This window comes from Bacillus sp. B1-b2 (assembly GCF_009183415.1).
Lineage (GTDB): Bacteria > Bacillota > Bacilli > Bacillales > Cytobacillaceae > Niallia.
Window position 1 is genome coordinate 41487 of record NZ_WEHU01000022.1, and the last position, 24458, is coordinate 65944.

Annotated in this window: 31 protein-coding genes and 1 pseudogene; 26 read left to right on the forward strand and 6 right to left on the reverse strand. The window is 36.5% G+C overall.

Annotated features, from left to right (window positions below; all coding sequences use genetic code 11):
• Positions 1–12: 12 nt before the first annotated feature.
• The 16 genes from rpmD to rpsI (F9279_RS18500) all read left to right on the forward strand — a co-directional run bounded on the left by rpmD (position 13) and on the right by rpsI (F9279_RS18500) (position 10933).
• Positions 13–195 (forward strand): 50S ribosomal protein L30, encoded by a 183-nt coding sequence (gene rpmD / locus F9279_RS18425; protein ID WP_152115708.1) that lies wholly within the window; start codon positions 13–15, stop codon positions 193–195.
• A 33-nt stretch (positions 196–228) separates the two neighbouring features.
• The gene (gene rplO / locus F9279_RS18430) at positions 229–669 is read left to right on the forward strand and encodes a 50S ribosomal protein L15 (protein WP_152115710.1); all 441 of its coding nucleotides are present in this window, start codon (positions 229–231) and stop codon (positions 667–669) included.
• Positions 669–1964 (forward strand): preprotein translocase subunit SecY, encoded by a 1296-nt coding sequence (secY, locus tag F9279_RS18435; protein ID WP_152115712.1) that lies wholly within the window; start codon positions 669–671, stop codon positions 1962–1964. Before rplO ends, secY begins: the two co-directional genes overlap by 1 nt.
• A 70-nt stretch (positions 1965–2034) precedes the next feature.
• Positions 2035–2685, forward strand: a complete 651-nt coding sequence (locus tag F9279_RS18440) for an adenylate kinase (RefSeq protein WP_152115714.1) — start codon at positions 2035–2037, stop codon at positions 2683–2685.
• A gap of 851 nt (positions 2686–3536) precedes the next feature.
• Positions 3537–3755 (forward strand): translation initiation factor IF-1, encoded by a 219-nt coding sequence (gene infA / locus F9279_RS18445; protein ID WP_016204578.1) that lies wholly within the window; start codon positions 3537–3539, stop codon positions 3753–3755.
• Positions 3756–3792: 37 nt separating this feature from the next.
• A complete protein-coding gene (gene rpmJ / locus F9279_RS18450; protein ID WP_000868344.1) occupies positions 3793–3906 on the forward strand; it encodes a 50S ribosomal protein L36 in 114 nt (37 codons plus the stop codon).
• A 22-nt stretch (positions 3907–3928) separates the two neighbouring features.
• Positions 3929–4294: a 30S ribosomal protein S13 gene (gene rpsM, locus F9279_RS18455; RefSeq protein WP_152115716.1), complete on the forward strand. Its 366-nt coding sequence runs from the start codon at positions 3929–3931 to the stop codon at positions 4292–4294.
• A 22-nt stretch (positions 4295–4316) separates the two neighbouring features.
• Positions 4317–4706 (forward strand): 30S ribosomal protein S11, encoded by a 390-nt coding sequence (gene rpsK / locus F9279_RS18460; RefSeq protein WP_152115718.1) that lies wholly within the window; start codon positions 4317–4319, stop codon positions 4704–4706.
• A gap of 171 nt (positions 4707–4877) precedes the next feature.
• Positions 4878–5822 (forward strand): DNA-directed RNA polymerase subunit alpha, encoded by a 945-nt coding sequence (locus tag F9279_RS18465; RefSeq protein ID WP_152115762.1) that lies wholly within the window; start codon positions 4878–4880, stop codon positions 5820–5822.
• Between the two features lie 60 nt (positions 5823–5882).
• The gene (rplQ, locus tag F9279_RS18470) at positions 5883–6245 is read left to right on the forward strand and encodes a 50S ribosomal protein L17 (RefSeq protein WP_152115720.1); all 363 of its coding nucleotides are present in this window, start codon (positions 5883–5885) and stop codon (positions 6243–6245) included.
• A 406-nt stretch (positions 6246–6651) separates the two neighbouring features.
• On the forward strand, positions 6652–7491 hold the full coding sequence (locus tag F9279_RS18475; RefSeq protein ID WP_152115722.1) for an energy-coupling factor ABC transporter ATP-binding protein: 840 nt from the start codon (positions 6652–6654) through the stop codon (positions 7489–7491).
• Positions 7467–8339 carry an energy-coupling factor ABC transporter ATP-binding protein gene (locus F9279_RS18480; protein ID WP_152115725.1) on the forward strand — a complete coding sequence of 291 codons (873 nt, stop codon included), beginning with the start codon at positions 7467–7469 and terminating at the stop codon, positions 8337–8339. The genes F9279_RS18475 and F9279_RS18480 overlap by 25 nt, the downstream gene beginning before the upstream one ends.
• Positions 8339–9133, forward strand: a complete 795-nt coding sequence (locus F9279_RS18485; RefSeq protein WP_152115727.1) for an energy-coupling factor transporter transmembrane component T family protein — start codon at positions 8339–8341, stop codon at positions 9131–9133. The genes F9279_RS18480 and F9279_RS18485 overlap by 1 nt, the downstream gene beginning before the upstream one ends.
• 10 nt (positions 9134–9143) lie before the next feature.
• Positions 9144–9887 carry a tRNA pseudouridine(38-40) synthase TruA gene (gene truA / locus F9279_RS18490; RefSeq protein ID WP_152115729.1) on the forward strand — a complete coding sequence of 248 codons (744 nt, stop codon included), beginning with the start codon at positions 9144–9146 and terminating at the stop codon, positions 9885–9887.
• 193 nt (positions 9888–10080) lie between these two features.
• Entirely contained in the window at positions 10081–10518 is a 438-nt protein-coding gene (gene rplM, locus F9279_RS18495) for a 50S ribosomal protein L13 (RefSeq protein WP_152115731.1), read from the forward strand.
• Positions 10519–10540: 22 nt separating this feature from the next.
• Complete coding sequence (rpsI, locus tag F9279_RS18500) at positions 10541–10933, forward strand: 30S ribosomal protein S9 (RefSeq protein WP_152115733.1); 393 nt, start codon at positions 10541–10543, stop codon at positions 10931–10933.
• A gap of 116 nt (positions 10934–11049) precedes the next feature.
• On the opposite strand, the gene F9279_RS18505 is transcribed toward rpsI (F9279_RS18500), so the two are convergent.
• Together F9279_RS18505 and F9279_RS18510 are read right to left on the reverse strand one after the other, a co-directional pair.
• Entirely contained in the window at positions 11050–12201 is a 1152-nt protein-coding gene (locus F9279_RS18505; protein WP_047943732.1) for a site-specific integrase, read from the reverse strand.
• Between the two features lie 13 nt (positions 12202–12214).
• Entirely contained in the window at positions 12215–12763 is a 549-nt protein-coding gene (locus F9279_RS18510; protein ID WP_051641032.1) for a helix-turn-helix domain-containing protein, read from the reverse strand.
• A gap of 134 nt (positions 12764–12897) precedes the next feature.
• Between F9279_RS18510 and F9279_RS18515 the strand changes: the two genes are divergently transcribed.
• The 5 genes from F9279_RS18515 to F9279_RS18535 are packed head-to-tail and all read left to right on the forward strand — an operon-like array spanning position 12898 to position 15625.
• Positions 12898–13149 carry a helix-turn-helix transcriptional regulator gene (locus F9279_RS18515; RefSeq protein WP_031540231.1) on the forward strand — a complete coding sequence of 84 codons (252 nt, stop codon included), beginning with the start codon at positions 12898–12900 and terminating at the stop codon, positions 13147–13149.
• Between the two features lie 4 nt (positions 13150–13153).
• On the forward strand, positions 13154–13426 hold the full coding sequence (locus tag F9279_RS18520) for a helix-turn-helix domain-containing protein (protein ID WP_031540233.1): 273 nt from the start codon (positions 13154–13156) through the stop codon (positions 13424–13426).
• 15 nt (positions 13427–13441) lie between these two features.
• Positions 13442–14302, forward strand: a complete 861-nt coding sequence (locus tag F9279_RS18525; RefSeq protein ID WP_051641033.1) for a hypothetical protein — start codon at positions 13442–13444, stop codon at positions 14300–14302.
• An 11-nt stretch (positions 14303–14313) separates the two neighbouring features.
• Positions 14314–15192 carry an ATP-binding protein gene (locus tag F9279_RS18530; protein ID WP_047943733.1) on the forward strand — a complete coding sequence of 293 codons (879 nt, stop codon included), beginning with the start codon at positions 14314–14316 and terminating at the stop codon, positions 15190–15192.
• A 22-nt stretch (positions 15193–15214) separates the two neighbouring features.
• Positions 15215–15625: a helix-turn-helix domain-containing protein gene (locus F9279_RS18535; protein ID WP_047943734.1), complete on the forward strand. Its 411-nt coding sequence runs from the start codon at positions 15215–15217 to the stop codon at positions 15623–15625.
• 211 nt (positions 15626–15836) lie between these two features.
• On the opposite strand, the gene F9279_RS18540 is transcribed toward F9279_RS18535, so the two are convergent.
• The 4 genes from F9279_RS18540 to F9279_RS18555 form a co-directional block, all read right to left on the reverse strand.
• Entirely contained in the window at positions 15837–16043 is a 207-nt protein-coding gene (locus tag F9279_RS18540) for a hypothetical protein (RefSeq protein WP_152115735.1), read from the reverse strand.
• Between the two features lie 245 nt (positions 16044–16288).
• Positions 16289–16837, reverse strand: coding sequence for a hypothetical protein (locus tag F9279_RS18545; RefSeq protein ID WP_193224625.1), 549 nt, complete (start codon positions 16835–16837; stop codon positions 16289–16291).
• Positions 16838–17186: 349 nt separating this feature from the next.
• Positions 17187–17678 carry an S-Ena type endospore appendage gene (locus tag F9279_RS18550; RefSeq protein WP_152115738.1) on the reverse strand — a complete coding sequence of 164 codons (492 nt, stop codon included), beginning with the start codon at positions 17676–17678 and terminating at the stop codon, positions 17187–17189.
• 275 nt (positions 17679–17953) lie between these two features.
• A complete protein-coding gene (locus tag F9279_RS18555) occupies positions 17954–18604 on the reverse strand; it encodes a hypothetical protein (protein WP_152115740.1) in 651 nt (216 codons plus the stop codon).
• A gap of 260 nt (positions 18605–18864) precedes the next feature.
• On the opposite strand from F9279_RS18555, the gene F9279_RS18560 reads away from it, so the two are divergent.
• From F9279_RS18560 to proB, 5 genes and pseudogenes are all read left to right on the forward strand, one after another.
• The gene (locus F9279_RS18560; RefSeq protein WP_152115742.1) at positions 18865–19098 is read left to right on the forward strand and encodes a hypothetical protein; all 234 of its coding nucleotides are present in this window, start codon (positions 18865–18867) and stop codon (positions 19096–19098) included.
• A gap of 1462 nt (positions 19099–20560) precedes the next feature.
• Positions 20561–20632: pseudogene (rpsI, locus tag F9279_RS18565) on the forward strand (30S ribosomal protein S9); the annotation flags it as partial.
• Between the two features lie 131 nt (positions 20633–20763).
• Complete coding sequence (locus F9279_RS18570; RefSeq protein ID WP_152115744.1) at positions 20764–22026, forward strand: hypothetical protein; 1263 nt, start codon at positions 20764–20766, stop codon at positions 22024–22026.
• A gap of 423 nt (positions 22027–22449) precedes the next feature.
• The gene (gene proC, locus F9279_RS18575; protein WP_152115746.1) at positions 22450–23292 is read left to right on the forward strand and encodes a pyrroline-5-carboxylate reductase; all 843 of its coding nucleotides are present in this window, start codon (positions 22450–22452) and stop codon (positions 23290–23292) included.
• Between the two features lie 37 nt (positions 23293–23329).
• Entirely contained in the window at positions 23330–24457 is a 1128-nt protein-coding gene (proB, locus tag F9279_RS18580) for a glutamate 5-kinase (protein WP_152115748.1), read from the forward strand.
• Position 24458 lies beyond the last annotated feature (1 nt).

The window sequence follows — 24458 nt, forward strand, 5'->3', positions numbered from 1 at the left end:
GAGGGAAATTAGATGGCAAACAAACTGGAAATTACCCTCACTAAAAGCGTAATTGGTCGTCCACAAGACCAACGCGAAACAGTTAAAGCATTAGGATTACGTAAAGTAAACCAAACAGTTGAGCAACAAGATAATGCTGCTATCCGTGGTATGATCAATAAAGTATCACATCTTGTAACTGTTACAGAAAACTAAAATACATTCTTCTTCAAATAAGGAGGTGCCAATATGAAACTTCATGAATTAAAACCTGCAGAAGGTTCTCGTCAAGAGCGCAAACGCAAAGGGCGCGGTATCGGTTCAGGTAATGGTAAGACTGCTGGTAAAGGTCATAAAGGTCAAAATGCACGTTCAGGTGGGGGTGTAAGACCAGGATTTGAAGGTGGTCAAACTCCTTTATTCCGTCGTTTACCAAAACGTGGTTTTACAAACATCAACCGTAAAGAATATGCAATCGTTAATTTAGACACTTTAAATCGTTTTGAAGATGGAACAGAAGTAACTCCAGAACTTCTAATCGAAACAGGTGTTGTAAGTAACGAAAGAGCAGGAATCAAAATTCTTGCATCTGGTAAAGTAGAGAAAAAGCTTACAGTAAAAGCTCATAAATTCTCCTCTGCTGCAAAAGAAGCTATTGAAGCTGCTGGCGGACAAACAGAGGTGATCTGATGTTTCAGACAATCTCCAATTTTATGCGCGTGGGTGAAATAAGACGAAAAATCATATTCACCCTATTAATGTTGATAGTCTTTAGAATAGGTACATTTATTCCAGTACCTTATGTAAATGCAGACTTTCTAAAAGCTCAAGATGCTTTTAGTGCTTTCGGAGTATTAAATACTTTCGGTGGTGGAGCACTACAAAACTTCTCGATTCTTGCAATGGGTATCATGCCGTATATTACTGCATCAATCATTGTAAGCTTATTACAAATGGATGTAGTTCCAAAATTTACGGAGTGGGCAAAACAAGGTGAGGCTGGGAGAAGAAAATTAACGCAGTTTACGCGTTATTTTACAATTGTCTTAGCACTTATCCAAGGTTTTGGTATGTCATATGGTTTTAATAATCTGGCTGGTGGGTCATTGATTACAAAACCTGGATTTACTTCGTACTTAGTTATTTCTATAGTACTAACAGCAGGAACAGCCTTTTTAATGTGGTTAGGTGAACTAATAACATCTAAAGGTGTTGGAAATGGTATATCCATTATCATATTTGCAGGTATTGCTGCAGGTATTCCATCTATTGCTAACCAAATCTATGCACAGCAGTTTGACAACCCAGGTGATCAATTATTCCTTAGAATAGCAACAGTTCTTTTAATCATTATTGCAGCAATTGCAATTGTGGTAGGAGTAATTTTCATTCAGCAAGCTATTAGAAAGATACCTATTCAATATGCAAAAAGAGTGGCAAATGGTAATAACAGTACAGGTGGACAATCGACTCATCTACCGTTGAAAGTTAACTCTGCTGGTGTTATTCCTGTTATTTTTGCAGTTTCCTTCTTGGTTACTCCAAGAACAGTTGCGTCATTCTTTCCATCAAACAACGTAACAACATGGATACAAACAGTATTTGATTATACGCATCCAGTTGGAATGATATTATATACAGTACTAATTCTTGCGTTCACATACTTCTATGCTTTCATTCAAGTGAATCCTGAACAAGTGGCAGAGAACTTGAAAAAGCAAGGTGGATATATACCAGGTATTAGACCAGGTAAAAGTACGCAGGAATATTTATCACGTGTTCTATCTCGTTTAACATTAGTTGGTGCATTATTTTTAGCTGCAATAGCGATACTTCCAGTTTTCTTCATCAAGATTGCAGGTTTACCTCAATCAGTGCAGATTGGTGGAACTAGTATCATTATCGTAGTAGGTGTTGCATTGGAGACGATGAAACAACTAGAATCACAACTAGTTAAACGTCACTATAAAGGTTTTATTAAATAGCATAATTTCAGGGACGTATGTCCCTTGAATTTTATGCAAAGAGACTATAGAGACTATAGGGGGAATACGCATGAATTTAGTCTTAATGGGACTCCCTGGTGCAGGTAAAGGTACACAAGCCGAGAAGATTGTCGAGAAATATGGCATCCCTCATATCTCAACTGGTGACATGTTCCGTGCTGCAATGAAAGAAGAAACAGAACTTGGACTAAAAGCAAAATCTTTTATGGATAAAGGCGAATTAGTTCCTGATGAAGTTACCATTGGGATTGTTCGTGAAAGACTTAGTAAAGCTGATTGTGAGAAAGGTTTTCTATTAGATGGTTTTCCTCGCACAGTTCCTCAAGCTGAAGCTTTAGAAGATATTTTGTCTGGTTTAAGCAAAAAACTTGATTATGTAGTGAATGTACAAGTAGATCAAGAGATATTAATGGAACGTTTAACAGGTCGTCGTATTTGCAAAAGCTGCGGAGCTACGTATCATTTAGTATTTAATCCACCAACTACACCTGATACTTGTGATCGTTGTGGTGGGGAATTATACCAACGTGCTGATGATAACGAAGCAACTGTTAAGAATCGTTTAGAAGTTAATATTAAGCAGTCACAACCATTACTTGATTTTTACGAATCAAAAGGCTATCTTCGTAATATTGATGGTCAACAAGATATTGAAAAAGTATTTTTAGATCTTGATGAGTTACTAAGCACTTTAAACTAATCAAATCATATAAACTTTTGCTTTGACTAATCTGTTAACTAGCATGGAATTGAATCAGAGTTAATAAATAGAAGAATTGGGATGAAATGGCTAAGGAGTTTATTCCTAAACATGATGCATTTCCTTTTTTCAAAAGGTATAATAATTTTCATGGTTATATCTGAAACAAAAAAAGCATAACCATGTTATTTTAACATGTTTATCTTCGTTATAAGATTAATCAATTTAGATAATTGGTGCAGAGTATTTTGGATTTCATGGTAACTCCGCTTGAATTGCTTTTTTATCTATTAGTGATAAGGTAATGTAACTATTATTCTTTCTATTATGGACATAAGGTATTAGACCAGGTGTGCGTTATCGATAACTCCAAAAAAATTCCCTTGAATGCGAATCCTTGGCTTTTCATGTGAAAGAGAGTATGTGTTAACATATTTAAGGTTAGACTCATGAAAGACATCCTCTTTTTTGTTTAGAACTAGCATGGACCATATAAATCTTTTATTCACTAAATACGATTAGACAAAAGCTACTGATAGTGTGCAGTTATGATAAGAATGATAGATATTCATTCTTTTTAGAATTGTATATCTAACAATGGGCCGAGTTTGGTGATATTCAACTCAAATGAAGATTGTTTTGCCTTAATTATAAATTTTTATGATTAATAGCGGACGAAAGTCTACTCATATGTTATAATCAATTAGTTGCAGTTAAATGCATACTTATTATATTATATGAGCAGTTCAGAGTAGTTTTATTTTCACCTGTCGTGTGACAAAGAAGAGCTACACTTTGCTATATTAGTTAAGTTGGATCTCGTATTTTTTAAAGGAAAGGAGCGATATTCGATGGCTAAAGACGATGTAATCGAAATTGAAGGCACAATCACTGAAACTTTGCCGAACGCCATGTTTAAGGTAGAATTAGAAAATGGTCATACTGTATTGGCTCACGTTTCTGGTAAAATTCGTATGCACTTCATCCGTATTTTACCTGGTGATAAAGTAACGGTTGAGTTATCTCCATATGACTTGACTCGCGGAAGAATTACTTACCGCTTCAAATAATCTGATTGCACTCCGTACTATCAAGGAGGTTAGGATAATGAAAGTTAGACCATCTGTTAAACCAATCTGCGAGAAATGTAAAGTTATCCGCAGACGTGGAAAAGTTATGGTTATCTGTGAAAACCCTAAACATAAACAAAAACAAGGTTAATAACAAGGAGGTGCGCATATAGATGGCACGTATTGCTGGTGTGGATATTCCACGTGAAAAACGCGTAGTAATATCTTTAACATACATTTACGGTATTGGTAAAATTACTGCACAAAAAGTATTAGCAGAAGCTGGTGTTTCTGAAGATACACGCGTTCGTGATTTAACGGAAGATGAATTAAACAAAATCCGTGATATCATTGATCGTTTGAAAGTAGAAGGAGATCTTCGTCGTGAAATCTCTCTTAATATTAAGCGTCTAATGGAAATTGGTTGTTATCGTGGTCTTCGTCACCGTCGTGGCTTACCAGTTCGTGGACAAAACACGAAAAATAATGCTCGTACACGCAAAGGTCCTCGTAAGACTGTAGCTAACAAGAAAAAATAATCGGTAAAGGAGGTACAATATAATGGCACGTAAAACTAATACACGTAAACGTCGTGTTAAAAAGAATATTGAGTCAGGTATTGCTCATATTCGTTCAACTTTCAATAATACAATCGTAACTATTACTGACGTTCATGGAAATGCTCTTTCATGGTCAAGTGCTGGTGCTCTTGGATTTAGAGGTTCTCGTAAATCGACTCCATTCGCTGCTCAAATGGCTGCTGAAACAGCTGCAAAAGCTTCTATGGAACACGGTATGAAAACTTTAGAAGTAACAGTTAAAGGACCAGGTGCAGGTCGTGAAGCTGCAATTCGTTCACTTCAAGCTGCAGGTCTTGAAGTTACTGCTATCAGAGACGTAACTCCAGTTCCTCATAATGGTTGCCGACCACCTAAACGTCGCCGAGTTTAATTTTTCTGTATAATTTTTGTATCCTTGTCTATAATGGGATATGACTAAAACTTTTTAGAAGCCCGTACAGATTTATTAACCCAGTTGTTGTGCACATGCGGGAACGTAAACATGGGGAATTTCGGTTAAGCTTAACCGAGGTTTCGACGTTTTGAAGGAGGGTATATTTTGATGATCGAAATAGAAAAACCAAAAATCGAAACGGTTGAGATCAACGATGAAGCCAAATACGGTAAATTTGTCGTAGAGCCACTTGAGCGTGGATATGGTACTACTTTGGGTAACTCCTTACGTCGTATTCTTTTATCCTCACTGCCAGGTGCCGCTGTCACATCCATTCAAATTGATGGAGTACTTCATGAGTTCTCAACAATTGAAGGCGTCGTAGAAGATGTTACAGCTATCATATTGAACATCAAAAAACTAGCATTGAAAATATACTCTGATGATGAAAAAACTTTAGAGATTGATATGCAAGGTGCTGGGATAGTAACTGCAGCTGATATTACACATGATAGTGATGTAGAGGTCTTAAATCCAGATCTTCATATCGCAACTTTAGGTAATAACGGAAACTTCCGTATGCGTTTAACAGCTAAGCGTGGTCGTGGATATACACCTGCTGAGCAGAATAAACGTGAAGATCAACCTATTGGTGTAATTCCTATAGATTCTATCTATACACCAGTTTCTCGTGTTAATTATCAAGTAGAGAATACTCGTGTTGGTCAATTGACTAATTATGATAAGTTAACTTTAGACGTGTGGACTGACGGTAGTACAGGTCCTCAAGATGCTATTGCACTTGGTGCAAAGATTTTAACTGAGCATTTGAATATCTTTGTTGGTTTAACTGATGAAGCACAAAATGCTGAGATTATGGTAGAAAAAGAAGAAGATCAAAAAGAGAAAGTTCTTGAGATGACAATTGAAGAGTTAGATCTTTCTGTTCGTTCTTATAATTGCTTAAAACGTGCTGGCATTAATACAGTACAAGAATTGGCTAGTAAGACGGAAGAAGATATGATGAAGGTTAGAAACTTAGGTAGAAAATCTCTTGAAGAAGTAAAACATAAATTAGAAGAGCTTGGTTTAGGCTTAAGAAAAGATGACTGATAAAGTTATCGTTTGAATGCTTAATAGGCTCATATTTTCAACAAAAGGAGGGAATCTCACATGGGTTACAGAAAGTTAGGACGCACAAGCGCACAACGTAAAGCAATGTTACGTGACTTAACTACAGACTTAATCATTAACGAGCGTATTGAAACAACAGAAGCTCGTGCTAAGGAACTTCGTTCAACTGTAGAAAAAATGATTACACTTGGTAAGCGTGGAGATCTACATGCACGTCGTCAAGCTGCTGCTTATGTACGTCACGAAGTTGCTAACGCTGAAACTAACCAAGACGCTGTTCAAAAGTTATTCAGTGATGTTGCTGCTCGTTATAGTGATCGTCAAGGTGGTTACACTCGTATTATGAAAGTCGGTCCTCGTCGTGGAGACGGTGCACCAATGGTAATTATCGAGTTAGTATAATAGGATTCCAAGAAACAGGGGTGCAGGACAGTTTATAAGCTATGAAACTTGTTCAGGTACCCTTTTTCTTTCATTATCCTCGTTATGTTTCAAGGCCAAAGTAGAGCGTTACGATGAGCATTCTTAGAAATTATATGTAGTGACTCGTCTAGCTCGTGCACCTCATTATTATTTTATAATAGAGGTGCGGGCTTTTTTCATTATTAAGTTACTGTTAGGGTGCTAAGAATGGAATACCATAAGATATTTCAGCAATTATAGAAATTACCTTTATTCGGGTTATTCAAAGAACATAAGAAGATTATCTTATGCTAACCAATTCAAAGCTCGCCCAATTGGCGAGTTTTTCTTTTTGGTTAGTTTTATCTCTTTTGAAAGCCGGATAGAAAAAGTGGTGGGATTAGTTATGGACCAAAAGGTTTTAGTCAAAGTGAACAATATTTCTTTCCATTATGAAAATCAAATGGAGAAAGCTCTAGATAACGTTTCATTTAATATCTATGAAGGTGAATGGGTAGCTATTGTTGGCCATAATGGATCAGGTAAGTCTACATTAGCAAAACTATTAAATGGACTTCAATATTCACAAGAAGGTTCAATAGAAGTGGATGAAACAGTTATATCAGAGGATACGATATGGAATGTTAGAAAGAAAATCGGAATGGTATTTCAAAATCCAGATAATCAGTTTGTGGGGACTACTGTACAAGATGATGTGGCTTTTGGTTTAGAAAATAATGCTATTCCAAGGTCAGAAATGTTGACTAGGGTAAAAGACTCTCTTAGTAGGGTAAAGATGTTATCTTTTCTTGATCAAGAGCCGCACCATCTATCTGGGGGACAAAAGCAAAGAGTGGCCATTGCTGGTGTTATTGCTTTAAAGCCAGCTATCATTATTTTAGATGAAGCTACTTCTATGCTGGATCCTGAGGGTAGAGAAGAGGTTTTTGACATTATGAGAGAGTTACAAGGTGATAAAATGACAATTATTTCTATTACTCATGATTTAGAAGAAGCTAGTAAAGCAGATAGAATGATAGTAATGAATAAAGGTAAGGTTTATAAAGAAGGAACACCGCGGGAAATTTTTAATATGCAAGATGAGCTTGTTGAGATTGGACTAGATATACCATTTGCCATTAAGGTTAGTCAAAGCTTAAGGGATAAAGGTGTCAAAATGAATGAAATATATTTAACAGAAGAAGAGTTGGTGACAGGTATATGGACATCTCACTTCAAAAAGTAGAATATCGCTATCAGTCAAACTCACCTTTTGAACGTCTTGCAATAGAAGATGTGAGTCTTGATATATCGTCAGGTAAATATTTAGCGATTATTGGCCATACTGGTTCTGGGAAATCTACTATTTTACAGCATTTAAATGCGCTAATAACCCCTACTAAAGGGAAAGTCATTATAGGCAATAGAACGATAATAGGTGGTAAGAAGAATAAAGATTTAAAGGAAATTCGTCAAAAGGTAGGAATAGTATTTCAATTTCCTGAGCAACAGTTATTCGAGGAAACGGTTGAAAAAGATATCTGTTTTGGTCCGCTTAACTTTGGGATTTCCCAAGAGGATGCGAAAAATAGAGCGGTAAAAGCCTTAAGTGAAGTCGGGTTATCGGCAGAATACCTAGATAAATCACCATTTGATTTATCAGGTGGTCAAATGAGGAGAGTGTCCATCGCTGGTGTTCTTGCAATGGAGCCAGATGTATTAGTATTAGATGAACCAACCGCAGGTCTTGATCCTAAAGGAAGAAAAGAGATTATGGAGATGTTTTATCGACTTCATAAAGAAAGAAATTTAACCACCATATTGGTAACACATAGTATGGAAGATGCTGCTCTATATGCAGATGAAATAGTAATTATGAATAAAGGGAAACTTTTCAGAAAAGGTAGCCCACTAGAAGTATTCTCTCATGCTGTTGATCTGAAAGTAATAGGGTTGAATGTGCCAGAGGTGATTCAATTACAGCATAGGATTGAGAAGAAATTTAACGTGAAAATGTCAAAAGTACATTTAGACATGGATAGTTTTACTACTGAGCTAGCCGAGTATCTAAACAGGAAAGTAGGTAGTGAGTAATGGGAAAACTTATTATTGGACGATTTATTCCTGTAGACTCTCTATTACACAGACTAGATCCTCGCTCTAAACTAATACTTATCTTTTTATTCATATGCATTGTTTTTTTAGCAAATAATGTTTGGTGTTATTTAATTCTAATAGCATATGTATCTTTCATGGTGACATTGTCCAATGTTCCTTTGAAATATATATATATTGGATTGCGCCCTATATTGTGGTTAATTATCTTCACTTTTCTTCTTCATATCTTTTTTACAAGAGAAGGCAGTGTATTATTGGATTTTGGTTGGATTAAAGTCTATGAAGAAGGACTTCGAATGGCCATACTTATCTCCATACGATTTTTGCTTTTAATTATCATGACTTCTTTATTAACTCTAACTACAACACCAATCGAGCTAACAGATGCAATGGAAACATTGTTTGCTCCTTTGAAAAAATGGAAGTTACCAGTCCATGAATTAGCATTAATGATGTCTATTGCTCTTCGATTTATTCCTACATTGATGGATGAAACAGAAAAGATTATGAAAGCTCAAATGGCTAGAGGTGTAGAGTTTTCCAGTGGCCCTATAAAAAGTCGAATTAAAGCAATAGTTCCACTACTGATACCACTATTTATTAATTCTTTTAAACGTGCTGAAGAGCTAGCTATAGCCATGGAGGCACGTGGTTATCAGGGTGGAGAGGGAAGAACTAAATATCGCCAATTAGTATGGAAATCTATGGACTCTATCATGATTATAGGAATTTTAGCTCTATCTGTTATTCTATATTTATTAAGATCATAGTGGAGGAAGTATGCAAAGATATAAATGTACCGTAAGCTATGACGGTTCTAGTTACTGTGGTTTTCAAATTCAGCCAAAAGATCGAACAGTTCAAGGTGAGATTGAAAAGTCATTAAGAAAGCTTCATAAAGGAAAAGAAGTAAAAATACAAGCCTCTGGAAGAACAGATGCTGGGGTTCATGCAAAAGGACAAGTTATCCATTTTGATTCATCTCTTGAAATTCCTGCTGAGAAATGGCCGGTTGCTCTGAATACCTTATTACCACATGATATTGTTATACAAGATGCAGAGGTAGTTTCTGAATCATTTCATGCGAGGTTTCATGTCAAGTCAAAGGAGTACAGATACATTATTCAATTAGGTGAAAGAAGAGACCCTTTTAGACGTTCCTTTACTTATTATTATCCTTATACCTTGGATGTAGAAGCAATGAAAGAGGCTATAAATCATTTTGTTGGGGAATACGATTTCACTAGCTTTTGTTCTGCGAAAACAGATAAAGAATTAAAAGTAAGAAAGATTACATCTGTTCATTTAGAAAGGGAAGAGGATACTCTTATTTTCTCATTTAAAGGAAATGGTTTCCTCTATAATATGGTTCGTATTATGGTAGGCACCCTATTGGATGTCGGAAGAGGAAGAAAATCACCACAGTCTATTCCGACGATTATTGAAAAGAGAGATAGAATGGCAGCAGGAAAGACTGCATCTGCAAATGGGTTGTATTTATGGAAGGTAGATTATGAGGATTAATAATTTTTTCCATAACAACTAAACCTGGTGTAACATTTCCTTGACATATACATTTATAGGATATATCATAATATGGTATGTATTTTAATCCCACATTAAGCCCCGGAACTTAATTGTGTGAACATATAGACGTAAGAAGTAAACAACTTTCATTTAAAAACAAATTTTAAAAACATTTTAGGAGGGTATCTCAATGCGTACAACGTTTATGGCTAACTCAAGCAATATCGATCGTAAATGGTACGTGATTGATGCTGAAGGCCAAACTTTAGGTCGTCTTGCTAGTGAAGTAGCATCAATCCTACGTGGTAAACATAAACCAACTTTCACTCCACATGTGGACACTGGTGATCATGTTATTATTTTAAATGCTTCAAAAATTGAATTGACTGGTAAAAAATTAACAGACAAAATTTACTACCGTCATACAATGCACCCAGGTGGATTAAAACAAAGAACGGCTTTAGAAATGCGCACTAACTATGCTGAGCAAATGTTAGAGCTTGCAATCAAAGGAATGCTTCCAAAGAATTCTCTTGGTCGTCAAATGTTTAAAAAATTACATGTATATGCTGGTAGCGAACATAAGCACCAAGCTCAACAACCAGAAGTTTACGAACTTCGCGGATAATTAATAAAGGGAGGTAAAAATAATGGCACAAGTTCAATATATCGGTACTGGTCGTCGTAAAAGTTCAGTTGCTCGTGTACGTTTAGTTCCAGGTGACGGACAAATCATCATCAATGGTCGTGAAATCGAAAGCTATATTCCGTTTGCAGCTTTACGTGAAGTTGTTAAACAACCATTAGTAGCTACTGAAACTACTGGAAGCTACAACATCTTAGTAAACGTAAGTGGTGGAGGTTACACTGGTCAAGCTGGTGCTATCCGTCATGGTATCGCTCGTGCTCTACTTCAAGTAGATCCTGAATACCGTCCAACTCTAAAACGTGCTGGATTATTAACTCGTGACGCTCGTATGAAAGAACGTAAAAAATACGGTCTTAAAGGCGCTCGTCGTGCACCCCAGTTCTCAAAACGTTAATTATCAATGTTTCAAAGGCTCTCAACCGATTTGGTTGGGGGTCTTTTTTATGTCTGAAAAGTGCTTTTGACCACACTTTGACCACGAAAATATTTTTGACCACATCTGACCACATCTCATAACTCAATATATCTTTGAAACTTTTGTGCAGTTTGCTCTTTTAGCGTATCTGTTACGTGTGTATAGATGTTCATCGTCATTTGTATATCAGAGTGGCCTAACCGCTCCTGAACCTCTTTTATACTGGCTCCTGCTTCGAATAAAAGGGAAGCATGAGTATGACGTAAACCATGTATTGTAATTTTGTGTAGGTTATGTTTTTTGATTAAAGCGGCCAGCTTTTCGTTTGGATAGGCTAACCGCATCGGAGAGCCATCATCCCTGTCAAAAACCACCTTGTTATTATTCAAATAACCTTTCCCGGCTAAATAAGCTTCATTTTGCTTTATACGCCATTTATTAAGCAGAGAGAGGGTTAGAGGATCCAAGCTAATTAAACGCTTAGATTCCCTTGTTTTGGACGTTTGGAAGATGAATTTACCATCATGATGAAATAACGTTTTGTTTAACCGTATGGAGCCAGCTTCGAAATCAATATCATCCCATGTAAGGGCTAAAATTTCTCCCTTGCGTGCACCGGTATAGATTAACAGATGAAAAAGTACATGATCTCGAAAATCTAATTCATGTTTCGTTATTGAAAGGAAATTACGTATCTCATCCTTTTTCCAATAATTCCGCTCATCCGTTTCATTATCCTCATTAATAATTTCATTTTGCTGTCTTGGTATGGTGACATGCTCTAATGGATTCCTTTCAATAATCTCCATTTTTAAAGCATATTTGAATACTTGGTTAGCCTGTATTTTTATGTCATTTACCGATTTAATTAATTGAGCGATTTCATTGATCATTTTTTGGCAATATGGTCTTGTTATTTCTTTTATTTTCAATTTGCTGAAGCGGGGCAATATATGCCTATTGAATTTGGATTCAATGGCTTTCTTTGTGCTTAATTTAATCGTTTTCGAATGATTGGAAAACCATTGATCGTATACATTCTGAAAAGTCAGGTTGTCATTCTTTATTGATCTTCCGCTCGCTATTTCTTGTTCAAGCTTGGCAGCAGCTATTTGTGCTTCTTTTTTGGTTTTAAAGCCCCTTCGGGTTGTAGTTTGTCTTTTTCCTGTTTCGGGATTAATTCCAGTGTCCGTCTTAAATAACCACATTTGACCTTGTTTGGTTGTGTATTTTTGAAATGATGCCATTTTTTCACCTCATTTAACCGTTTTTCTTATTAGCGTAAATTTCACATAAGTTATTTAAGTTCATATCTAATGTGGGTTTGTGCTCTAGATATAGTTTTATACATTCATAAGGTGTTGAAGGGTCTTGCCCGTAATTATACTTAAATCCCATTTTCATACTAAAAATAAAATCCACAACTTGGAATAGATGCTCAAATGTTTTAGATGTTTCTCTTACATCTGTTGCTTCTAGTTCATCCCCAATGATTATAGTCAACTGGTTAATGATGTCTTCTGCTTTTTTCCTAATATCAGGAGTAGCTTGTTTCAGTAGATCTTCAAGCAGGCTAAAATCCCTTTGGAAACCATATTGATCTGATGTTCTTATGTCTTGTTTTCCGGTTAAATAATCGACGCTTACATCGAAGAAATCAGCCAATGCTAAAAAGGTTGAAACATTCGGTTCCCGGTCTTCCCGCTCGTAATTTCCTAATGTAGTAAAGGGAATATTCAACTTGTCGGCTAAGTCTCTTAAAGTCATATTCTTTTCCCTTCGTAACGTTCTAATTCGTTCTCCAAACATAATTTATCAACCTCCAATGAGTAATTACAAATCAATATTACACATAATGAATACAAATATCAACTTGAATTTCTCAAAACGGGATGATATTGTTTATTTGTACCCAATATGAGTAATTAGGAGATGTTTAAAAGATGAAATGTACAAAACTAATAAAACAAGAGCATCACCTGAAAATTGACAGTAAAAAAATTAAACTTGCTCGAGCGGAAATGGGGTGGACAATCACTAAATTGGCTGATGTATCTGGTGTAAATAGAAAAACCATTGGTGAAATCGAAAAGGGGACTAAAAAAAAGGTACGGTTTTCTACAATCAAACAGATTGCTGAAAACCTAAATAAAGAAGTAGAGGATCTTTGTACTCAAGTTGAAAAAGGGGGATAAATAAATGAATATAAAGCTAGAATTCCCAGAAGAAACGCTAATCATAAATCGGACAGATTTAAAAAATGCATTACAGGAGCTTCTAATGGAATTACAAGAAGAAAACGGGCATGATCAAATATTAACCATAAAAGAAGCTGCCGATTATTTAAAGGTCAGTGTACCCACAATTCGAAACATGATTTCAAGCAAAGAAATTCCTTTTTTTCAAAGAGGGCAAATCATTCGTTTAAATCGCTGGGATGTACAGAAATGGTTGCGAAATAATTCTGGCTGAAGCGGGTGAAGTGTGATGTTAGGATGGGTTAAGCTTTATCGGGATTTATTGCATAAGCCTATTTGGATAGAATCCACACCGGAACAAAAAACCATTCTAATAACACTTCTTTTGATGGTTAATCATCAAGAAAAACAATGGGAATGGCAAGGGGAACCTTATAACGTTACCGCTGGCCAGGTAATTACAAGCTTGGAATCCATTGTTGAAAAATGCGGTAAGGGGATTTCAATTCAAAACGTAAGAACTGCAATAAAGCGGTTTGAAAAATTCGGTTTTCTAACAAATGAATCAACAAACAAAAATAGGCTTATAACCATTAATAATTGGGAGGATTATCAGAATAATGGAGATGGATTAACAAGCAACTTAACAGGCGGCCAACAATCAATTAACAATCGACTAACAACTAACAAGAATGATAAAAAATTAAAGAATGATAAAGAAGTAAAAGATTCTTATTGTCGCAAGTCAAAAACTTACGACGAAAAAAGCATACCGTATCAATTAGCATTAAGACTTTTAAATAACATTAGGGAAAATAATCCGGGATTTAAAGAACCAAATCTTCAAAAATGGTCGGATGACTTTCGTTTAATGATAGAAAGGGACAATCGTTTACCAGAAGAAATATCCACCGTGATTGATTGGTGTCAGCAAGATTCCTTTTGGAAGACAAATATACTTTCTCCATCAAAATTAAGAAAACAGTATGATCAATTGGTTCTGAAAATTCAAACAAGCAGAAATGTAATAAGGAAAAAGAGCCAACAGCATTTTTCATTAGATCGCCCTAGTCATTGGGAAGAACCAAAACCAATTACAAAAGATGAATTTGAGAAAATGAAAGAATGGGAAGATGAACTCCCATTTTAGGAGGTTAAACTATGAGAGTTGCGAGTAGCTTTCTACCTGAGGATGAGAATAACATTTACAAAAAGGCTGTTTTTAGACTCATGCCAGAATTAGAAGGGCATGAGCTAGAAGCGGATTTTCTTAAAAAACTTGTATGCCCGCAGTGTGGACAAGAAAGTGCATCCGCTTTGGTTTACCGCCTAAATAATAATGACAGTTGGAAGCAGTTAGGTGAAACATTCAAATGTTGTAGATGTAGGGATAGGGATATGCTTAATCTTTCTATGGAAAAAGGTTTAAAGGAGCAAAGTCAGCTCATATCTGAAAGGCTTATGAACGACTATTTTCTTCTCCCCGAAAAATTAAAGGGTTCAGGTTTTAAGGATTACCATGAAACTAATCCCGTTACTACTGTTGCAAAACAAAGGGCAATTTCCTATGTGAAAACATTTTTAGCTTCCGAACAAGATCGCTACAACCTTTTAATTCAAGGCAATCCGGGAACAGGAAAAACACATTTGTGTGTAGCTATTGCCAGAACGCTAAAAGAAAAAGGTTTTATAGTTGGGTTTTTAACCACAGGACAATTACTTTCAAAAATTAAATCTACGTATAACAAAGCATCTATCATAACAGAAGAAAATATCTTTAAGGATTTAAAAAAGCTAGATTTATTGATTTTGGATGACTTGGGTGCGGAAGCATCGGGAGGAAATGATGATTGGAGAAAGAGTATAATTTTTGAAATAGTAGAAAGTCGGAGTGGTAAACCGACAATCTACACGAGTAATTTGACGGATCAAGACTTACCTATGGTCGTAGGAGAAAGAGTCTTTAGCCGTCTATACGATAATACAAAATTCATTGACTTATTTACAGAAGATTACCGAAAAAAACTTCGGATAAAATAATTATTTCGTGGAGGGATTGAGAATGAAGGACAACAAAACAAGGCAAAAGTTTATTGAATTAAGAGCGAAAGGGATCAGCTTTAGTAAAATTGCCAAGGAACTTAACGTATCGAAGTCAACGCTTATTGCGTGGTCAAAGGAACATCTCATGGAAATAGAAAATATGAAGGCAGTTGAAATTGAATCGTTACAGGAGCAATTTTATATGACAAAAAAAGCCCGTATCGAATTATTAGGACGGCAAGTTGAGCGCATGAAAAAGGAACTTGAAAATAGAGACTTTTCAGATGTCCCGTCGGACAAATTGTTAGATACGTTAAATAAAACGCTAATCCAGTTAAAGAATGATGAAATAGAAATCACTTTCAGAGGGGAGGGCGATACGTTGGAGGATTTAGTAAGCACTATGAATACAGTTACATGGAAACCATAACAAATCCAAAATCAGCCCAAAATAGATATAAGGGTGATATTTCATAGAACAGTTCGAACGAGACGTACAGGAGTGTGGGAGGTCGGGGGTTAGTCACCCCCTCCTACTCAATTTCATTATGGTGTACGTTATAGTAATGTGAATGGGATGATTTTCTTTACATGTTTTCCAACAAAATATATTAAGAAAGCTTTCAGTCTATAGGAACCCATCATTTATAGCGATGTGAAACATATCTTGTGGTACAGTATTCAAGGTCAAAGATGACTTCACCGCTGCACGTTTCTGTTACTGATTCATTTTTAAAACATGCAATATCAAGTGATCTTAAACATTCGACAAAGATTGGGACGGATGCTCCAGGACTGACTGTAGCGACTATTGCTGAACCTGCAATATCAGTGACGCGGACTTCCATGGAACAGCCGCTAGCCGAATTGCCTGTGTTCTTTATCACAATCAACCCGCTAAAATCAAGGTTCGAACGGCTGGTAAAATGGTTGTAATAATTACAATCGCAGGGTTGTGAGATAGGGCCGCAATGTTTAAAGCATCTTAGTTCTTCTTCCTTTCTGCAGAAATCAAATCCTTTGATTTCTTCTGGGCAGAGTTTATGATCATCATTACAATTGTCTTTGGGAATATCATCAGATTCACCTAGCATCATTTCGAAAATATTGGAATCACCATTAAATTCTTCACAACCATCCCATTTGCACTTGTGTTTTTCACAATCAACGCATTTGCACTTGTCTTTCCCGCAATCCTCGCATTTGCACTTGTGTTTTTCACAATCAACGCATTTGCACTTGTCTTTCCCGCAATCCTCGCATTTGCACTTGTGTTTTTCACAATCAACGCATTTGCACTTGTCTTTCCAGCAATCCTCGCATTTGCACTTGTTTTTCCCGCAATCCTCGCATTTGCACTTGTTTTTCCCGCAATCCTCGCATTTGCACTTGTGTTTTTCACAGTCAACGCATTTACACTTGTGTTTTTCACAGTCATCGCATTTGCACTTGTCTTTTTCACAGTCATCCGATCTGCAATGATGCTTTCCATGATGCTCAAAATAATGTTTTCCCTTTTCACTGTGTTTAAGTTTAAACACGGATTTTGACTTTCCAGTACATATACTTTCGTTAATGTATATTTTTGGGCCCCCAACGCTTCTATGACATTGATTGCATCGTTGGAAGCCCCTACACCCACAGGATCTATTTATAAAAAACATACAAAATCTTCCTCCCCATATTCTTGAAAGATACTATCAATATATGTATATTGGGTTTCTTGGCATGGGCTGATTAACCAATATAAACACCCATTTTTGGGTGTTTATATTGGTTAATTCACCTACAATACAAATTTAGTTCAAAATTAGCTATGCTTTTTTTCAGAAATTCCTCATAAATAATAAACAGGGATTCTTCTTTAAAAATATTAAAGAAAAATACATTGGAGGGGATTAACTAAATTCTTGTGGGATCATTTCTTAGTTAATTATGAACATTAAGAGGGATTCTTCACACTGATGAATTATTTTGTCAAAGTTCATTACTTATAGACAAAGTCTTGTCGCACAGTATTCAAGGTCAAAGATGACTTCGCCACTGCAAGTTGCTGGTACAGGAAGCTCTGGTTCATTTGGAAGACAAGCAATATCAAGCGAAGTTAACCCTTCAACAAAGATTGGAACTGATGCTCCAGCGCTAACTGTTGCAACAATTGCAGTGCCTGCTCTATCTGTAACACGGATCTGCATAGAACAGCCGCTAGTTGGATTCCCTGTATTTTTAATCACAACTAACCCGCTAAATTCAAAATTAGTCCTGCTGGTAAAATAGTTATAGAATAATGCATCACATGGCTGGGAAATTGGCTCGCAATGTTTAAAGCACCTTAATTCATTTCTTTGTTTGCACAAATTGAATCCTTTTACACGGTCTGGGCAAGGCTCTTTCTCTTCGTACCAATTTTTTTTAGGCATTTCACATTTTTCATATCCATGATGATCATATCCATGATGATTCATCTTCGGATGATTTCCCATTCTTCTTTTGCAAGTGCACTCTTCCTGTTCTTTACAGCCGCAATGTTTACCTTCTGAATGATATATCATCAAATTACTTCCTCCTTGAGATTAAGTTTCTAAATTCAATAATAATATATGCTTCTAGGTTTTTTGCGTATAGGTTAATCAACTAATACAAACATCCATTTTTGGAGGGAAAGAAAAAGGCTGATTAGGTGTTAGTAGTAATATTCGTGCCTTAAAATCTTCTGATAGATAATTGATTTTTAATGCAGCATGTTAGTGCATAAATTCTAGGCACTATCTATTGTGCCCAATGTTTGACTAACAACGGTAAATCCACTTATGGCACATAGTGAGAAGACACAAATCGAGTCTAGATCAGTAATATCGTTTACAAAGTAAGCAAGGCAGTCTTTTACCGTAAGCACATAAAGAGGAAGTGCTGTGGTCTGCCCCTTGAGATAAACATCAAGGAGAAGTCCGAAGTTGGCTGTACACCTTAACTCTTCTCCAATACCTGAAGCACAGCAAGGACAATTACATGGTTTCTTCCTTTTTTGGTAGGAACAATCTTCAGTGTCTTCATAAGCCTGTTGGAGGAGAAATTCATAAACATTGGAAATTTCAGGAGTAGCATCTGTATCTGTCGCGCATATACCTGCAACATCACATAATTGTACGGCTGTATTCGGAACAATCGTAATCTGGTCAGCAGGTCTAAACCTAAGGACTGAACAATCCACTATATCTGAAATGACTTGTCCTTCAGATGGATTCGGCAATCCGTTCACTGTGCTGAAATATATGTCGATTGCTCGATTTGCTGGATTTGTTAAAGTAGTTTGGAAATTTTGTACTTTTCTTAATAGGTCTGCAAGATTTTGGACACAGCAATCACAATCTTTTGGACATTTATTTTCCTTACATTTGCAATTTTCCATGTCGTCCCCCCTTTGATTGTGATCCTTTTTCTTCTTATTTTTCTCAAAGAAGTCATCTGGAAAAATTATAGTAGGCTTACAGTCTCCACACTGAACATTCACATTGACTCCATCCACGTCCACCGGGGTTGAAATGGTCTGGTTATTTTCCATAGTTTGATCGCCATGTCTTTGGGCTTGTAACTGAGGTCCTTGAGTTTGGTCCTGGTCTTCGGTTTGGTCCTGGATTTGCGTTTGCTCTTGTATCTCATTTTGGCTTTGTGTTTGAGGCCCTTGAGTTTGATTTCCTTGGGTTTGGTCGCCTTGTTGTTGTTCTTGCGTTTGAGGCCCTTGACTTTGCCCTTCTTGGATTTGTTCTTGATTCTGAGGCCCTTGTGCCTGTTCAAGCCCACCCTGTTGTTGTAGTTGTTGCTGTTCTTGTTCCCCAATGGATTGGCATTGTGGATTATGCTCAGAGAATGTTTGGTCACAATGTTCGGTTACTTCTTGGTTAACTGTGTCCGAATGGTAGGAGTCTTTACATGTGCAAAACCTTTGTTGTTTAAAGCACCCCTTACATAATCCATAGCTATCGCTATTGGTAAAACTCATAAGTAACACCACCTTTCAGTAGTATCATATGGTAATAGGAAATGATATGAATGGACAAATAGTCCACATTCAAAAAAAGGGCGAATATTTTGATAGTCAGCTTTATTAAATAATTATTCTTTTCGCAATAGGGGGAAACTTATAAATGATTTGTCATATAAATGAGTTGGTTTTGTTACTTTCTGTTCTCCTTGTGGGAAAAATGCACAAGGTAAGGAAGCAGTTAGAAGGTATTCAAACTCTGAGCCAGTAACTATAGGATGTAGCTAGGGCTGTGGCTATATGAAGACAGTCGAAGACCAGTTTTTGAGGACGTTTCACTTAATATGCAGGTACACGTAAATTCTAAGGCAATACCTTTGATTTTGCTTTGGGTTAGGCTGGGACGGTGTCATCTAGGACGAACGGAAAAGTACAAAAAATAGAAATTTTATGATAAAGAGAAGCTCAGTCCTTTATTGGATATGGACTTCATTATTGTGAATTATAATACTTAAAGAAAACCAGCTATTAGTTTATGAATTTTTTAAAATAAAAACATTCATTACTAAATATGTTCATACCAAATAACCTTTCTCTATCTTGTAAATATGGAAAATATCGAGAAATTATAAAATTGATTATTGTGGAAAAGGCCAATGAATGTGGCATTTTCCCTGATCAGATAGCTGTAAAGTCTAGTGATATTTGATGGTATTGAAGGAATCGACTTACTTTCTAGGGGGTGTTCAATTCGATTATTTTATAACAAAACAGGCTCTCCAAGAGGGGGGGATTGCCCGTTTGCCTACGTTCTTACTGTGCTCACGAACTCATCCGCAAGAACTGCGATGACGCAACTTATCGGTAGTCACCGAAAGGGGGATGCTGCTTACTTTAAACTAGAAGAGCGACCTTTATCGGAAGTGTTTAAAGATATACTTGAGGGAGCTACGTGCCTTTTACATTACTTAGGTGTTAATCTTCTGTTCGTCAAAGTCTCTTCGGAACAATAGAATGTTCAACGTCAGCTTTCTAATATTTAATTCATTGGATAGTGGAAGGGCTTTTTCTGTCCTCGAGCTTGTCCTCGACTTGATAATGTCCCATTTAAAATTATTGTTTTGGATCCTTGCAAAATATTGATATATAGTCTTTTTTTATCCTATTTTTTTAATATTTTATTTAAACATGAATGGGCGGCATGATGTAATAATATGCGTAAATGGATGCCCCATTTTATTTGAGGCACCCTGTTTCTTTGACCACAATCTGACCACTAAACATATAGAATTGTATATTATTCTGTTTTCCTTTTAGAGAATAAAAGTGGACAAACCTTGATGTGACAGGAACTGTTTGGTTTTGTGTTTCTTTATATTATCTGCACATATGAAAGAACGTAAAAAATACGGTCTTAAAGGCGCTCGTCGTGCACCTCAGTTCTCAAAACGTTAATTTTACGTTTCAAAGGCTCTCAACCGATTTGGTTGGGGGTCTTTTTTTATATCTGGTTTTTAGGTGGAATAACACAGGTAAATGTTGGTGATAGTATATAGTGACAACAACTCTAAGGAGAAGTGCATCCTATGCCACATCAAAAGTTCCAGTCAGATAACATAAAACCTCGCTATTCTAAAGGGAGGATATCCGCGTTTGGGATAAACTCGATCTATCCTAGAATCCCTTGGGTTGCAGCTTGGTGGTCCGCTGCATTTCCGGGGTTTGGGCACATGTTTATAGGGAAGTACCTTCACGGTTTTCTTCTTATCGTTTGGGAGCTTGTGGTAAATAACCAAGCAAATCTAAATATGGGAATTGCCTTATCAATGCTTGGTAGGTTTGAAGAGGCGAAAGCACAATTAAATGAAGACTGGATACTACTCTATATGGCAGTTTACGTATATAGCATTTGGGATAGTTATCGATGTGCGGTTGAAATTGGCAAAAGTCACCTGCTAGCTGAGGTGGAAGATGCACCTATAGCTCCATCAGATGTTAGTTTCTTTGATGTAGTGATTCTTGATAAGAAAAAACCTTGGGTAGGCTTGGTTTGGTCTTTTTTATGTCCCGGATTAGGACAATTATATGGTGGAAGTACCATAGTTGGATCATTTATTTTGGGGTGGTGGATATATGTTACCTATAAGGCAGCTGCTATTCGCATTTGGCTTTATTCGTTCCTTGGAGATTTTCAAAGTGCCATGCAGATAATAGATTGGCAATGGTTCCTCTTCTTGCCTTCTATGTATGCTTTTGCTATTTATCAAGCTTATGCATCTGTAAATGAAAGTAATACTTTATATGATATTGAACAAACACGTTATTTAAGAATGAGGGATGTAAACTTGGCAATGCAGAATAAGGTGGATAACGAAATCGTGCAAATCATTGCAACATTTGAACATTCACCATTTGTAGAGATTGCTATTCATGATATGGAGAAATTGGGAATACCACCCCAGAATATTATTGCATTACCCTTGGAAAATTTAGATTCACAAGCACATATCCTTGACACTATTCATCGAGTCGATGGCAGAAGTATCTTGGACGGTGCCATGATGAGTGCAGCTATCTTTATGGTGCTAGGAACTATTTATGGGTTTATATGGCACTGGGGACCAGTTATTTGGGGTTTAATTGGTTTAGTAGGTGGGTTCTTCATAGGACTTATAATCGAATTAGCACTCAGCAAAACGAAAATGAAAATTGCCTCAAAGCGTAAAAGTGAAGTTATTATACAAGTGACTTGTAATCATTCTTTACAGGATCAACTTCTTAAAGTTTTTAAGACGAGGATGGCAAATGGTTTTCTGGTTATGCCCAACCGACCCCCTACTAATATCTAGATTATTTGTTCGATTAGCCCTATACCCTTTAGGTTATAAAATTTTTTTGGAGGCTTCCCGTCAAGTCTGAGTGGGAAGTTTTTTTATATTGATTGTTACTCATATTATATATACAGGATGCAGGGCATACTTTGCTAAATAATTGGTCCATATTAGATATTAGAAAGAATCGAATGTTGTTAGCTTTTGTCTAAAGTATTCTTTCTGTATGAAGGTTGGATATCTATAATCCTCCTTCTCCCCTCGTTAAACGGAATTATCTCCGCTTAGAAGAACTTAGGTGATCAATATTACCATATTTTCACTATTTCGCCGCTATCCTCATCAAATGGCCATCTCCCCTTGAAACTATATTTGAGCATGTTACGATAGAAAATGTTGAAAAGAGAGGAATTGAAAAATGTGAAATTTAGGAGAGTGTAAATGTTGAAAGACAAGACAATTGCATTTATCGGAGCTGGATCTATGGCAGAGGCTATGATTACAGGAACTATTCAAGCAGATAAACTTCCCTCCAATCAAATAATAGTAACCAATCATAGCAATAAAGAGCGACTGCAAGAATTAACGGAAAAATATGGAGTTAGACCAGTCCAAAGAGAAGAGTTACCATATCACGAAATTGACTTCTTTATTTTAGCAATGAAGCCTAAAGGAGCGGCAGATGCACTGCGTTCAATCAAGAACCAAGTACGCCCAGAACAAGTAGTTATTTCTGTGTTAGCTGGAATCACCACTCAATTTATGGAAGAACATTTGCAAGAAAAGCAACAAGTAATCCGGATAATGCCAAACACATCAAGTATGGTACAGGAGTCAGCAACAGCTTTAACAAGCGGACGACATACAAAACAAGAAAACGTTGAAGCCATTAAAGACTTGCTACACTGTATGGGGAAAGTATTTGTTATAAAGGAAGAACAAATGGATCTTTTTACTGGTATAGCCGGAAGTGGTCCTGCCTACTTTTATTATTTAATGGAGCATATGGAGTCTGTAGGAATACAATATGGCATGGCCAAAGAAGAAGTAAGGGAAATAATCTCACAAACCGTTTACGGAGCTACTAAAATGGTTATGGAAAAAGGAATATCACCTACGATTTTAAGAGAAAATGTTACCTCACCTAATGGAACTACCGCCTCTGGATTAAAAGCATTAGCAGATTACAATGGCGGAGAGGCCATTTCCCAAGCAATAAAACATGCAGCACATCGTTCAGAAGAAATAAGTAAAGAGCTTGGTGATGTGAACTTGAATTCTTAATATAAAAAAAGAATTCAAAAAAACTAGGAGGTTAAGAATGTTAACTAGTGATTTACAAGATCAAGATAAACAGATAAAAAGAGTTGTTATTAAGATTGGAAGCAGTTCACTTACAAGCATGCATGGAGAGATTAGTCGCAAAAAACTAGAAAAACTAGTCGAGCAAATTGTTGAGCTAAAAGATGCAGGCTATGAAGTAGCAGTTGTTTCATCAGGTGCCGTCGCAGCTGGCTATCGTAAGCTTGGTTGTATAAAGCGGCCAACTTCTCTTCCAGAAAAGCAGGCAGCTGCCTCTATAGGGCAAGGCTTATTAATGGAATCTTACTCAGAACTCTTTTTATCTCATGGATATGTAGCATCCCAAATTCTAATTACCAGAAGTGATTTCTCGGATGAAAAGAGATACACCAATATGAAGAATACGTTGAACGTATTATTGAATAGGGGAATTATTCCGATTATCAATGAAAATGACACGGTAACAGTGGATCGATTAAAGTTCGGAGATAATGATACGCTTTCTGCAAAAGTAGCAGCTCTTATTCAGGGAGACCAACTGATTATCTTATCAGATGTAGATGGATTATATACGGATAACCCGAATAAGAATCCAAACGCTGAAATGATAGAAGAAGTTCATACGATTACTCCAGAGATTGAATCCATAGCTGGTGGAGCGGATAGTGAAGTAGGAACTGGTGGCATGAAGTCTAAGATTGCTGCAGTGAAAATTGCTTTAGCCTCAGGCATAGATGCTTTTTTGGGTAGAGCAGGAAAAGCGAATATTTTAATGGACGCGGTCAATGGTACAGCTAAAGGTACTTATTTTAGACAAAAGCAAAATGCTTATAATTTATGTGATGAACAACAGTGGATTGCTTTTCACTCTGGACCAGAGGGGAAAATTATCATAAATAATAAAGGCAAGGCAGATATGATCGAAAAACATCTAGACTTACTTGTATCCAATATTGTTCAAATAGACGGAGCATTCGAACAAGGAGCGGTTGTAAGAATCTTAGGTGAGCAACAAGAGGAAATTGGGTTAGGTAGAGTGAATTATTCTCATTTACAGCTGAAAGAAAAGAAAGAAAGACAAAAGATTGCGATAGAACAATCAACCTTTGTTTATTCTCAAAATTGTGTAACATCTGAGGTTGTATAAA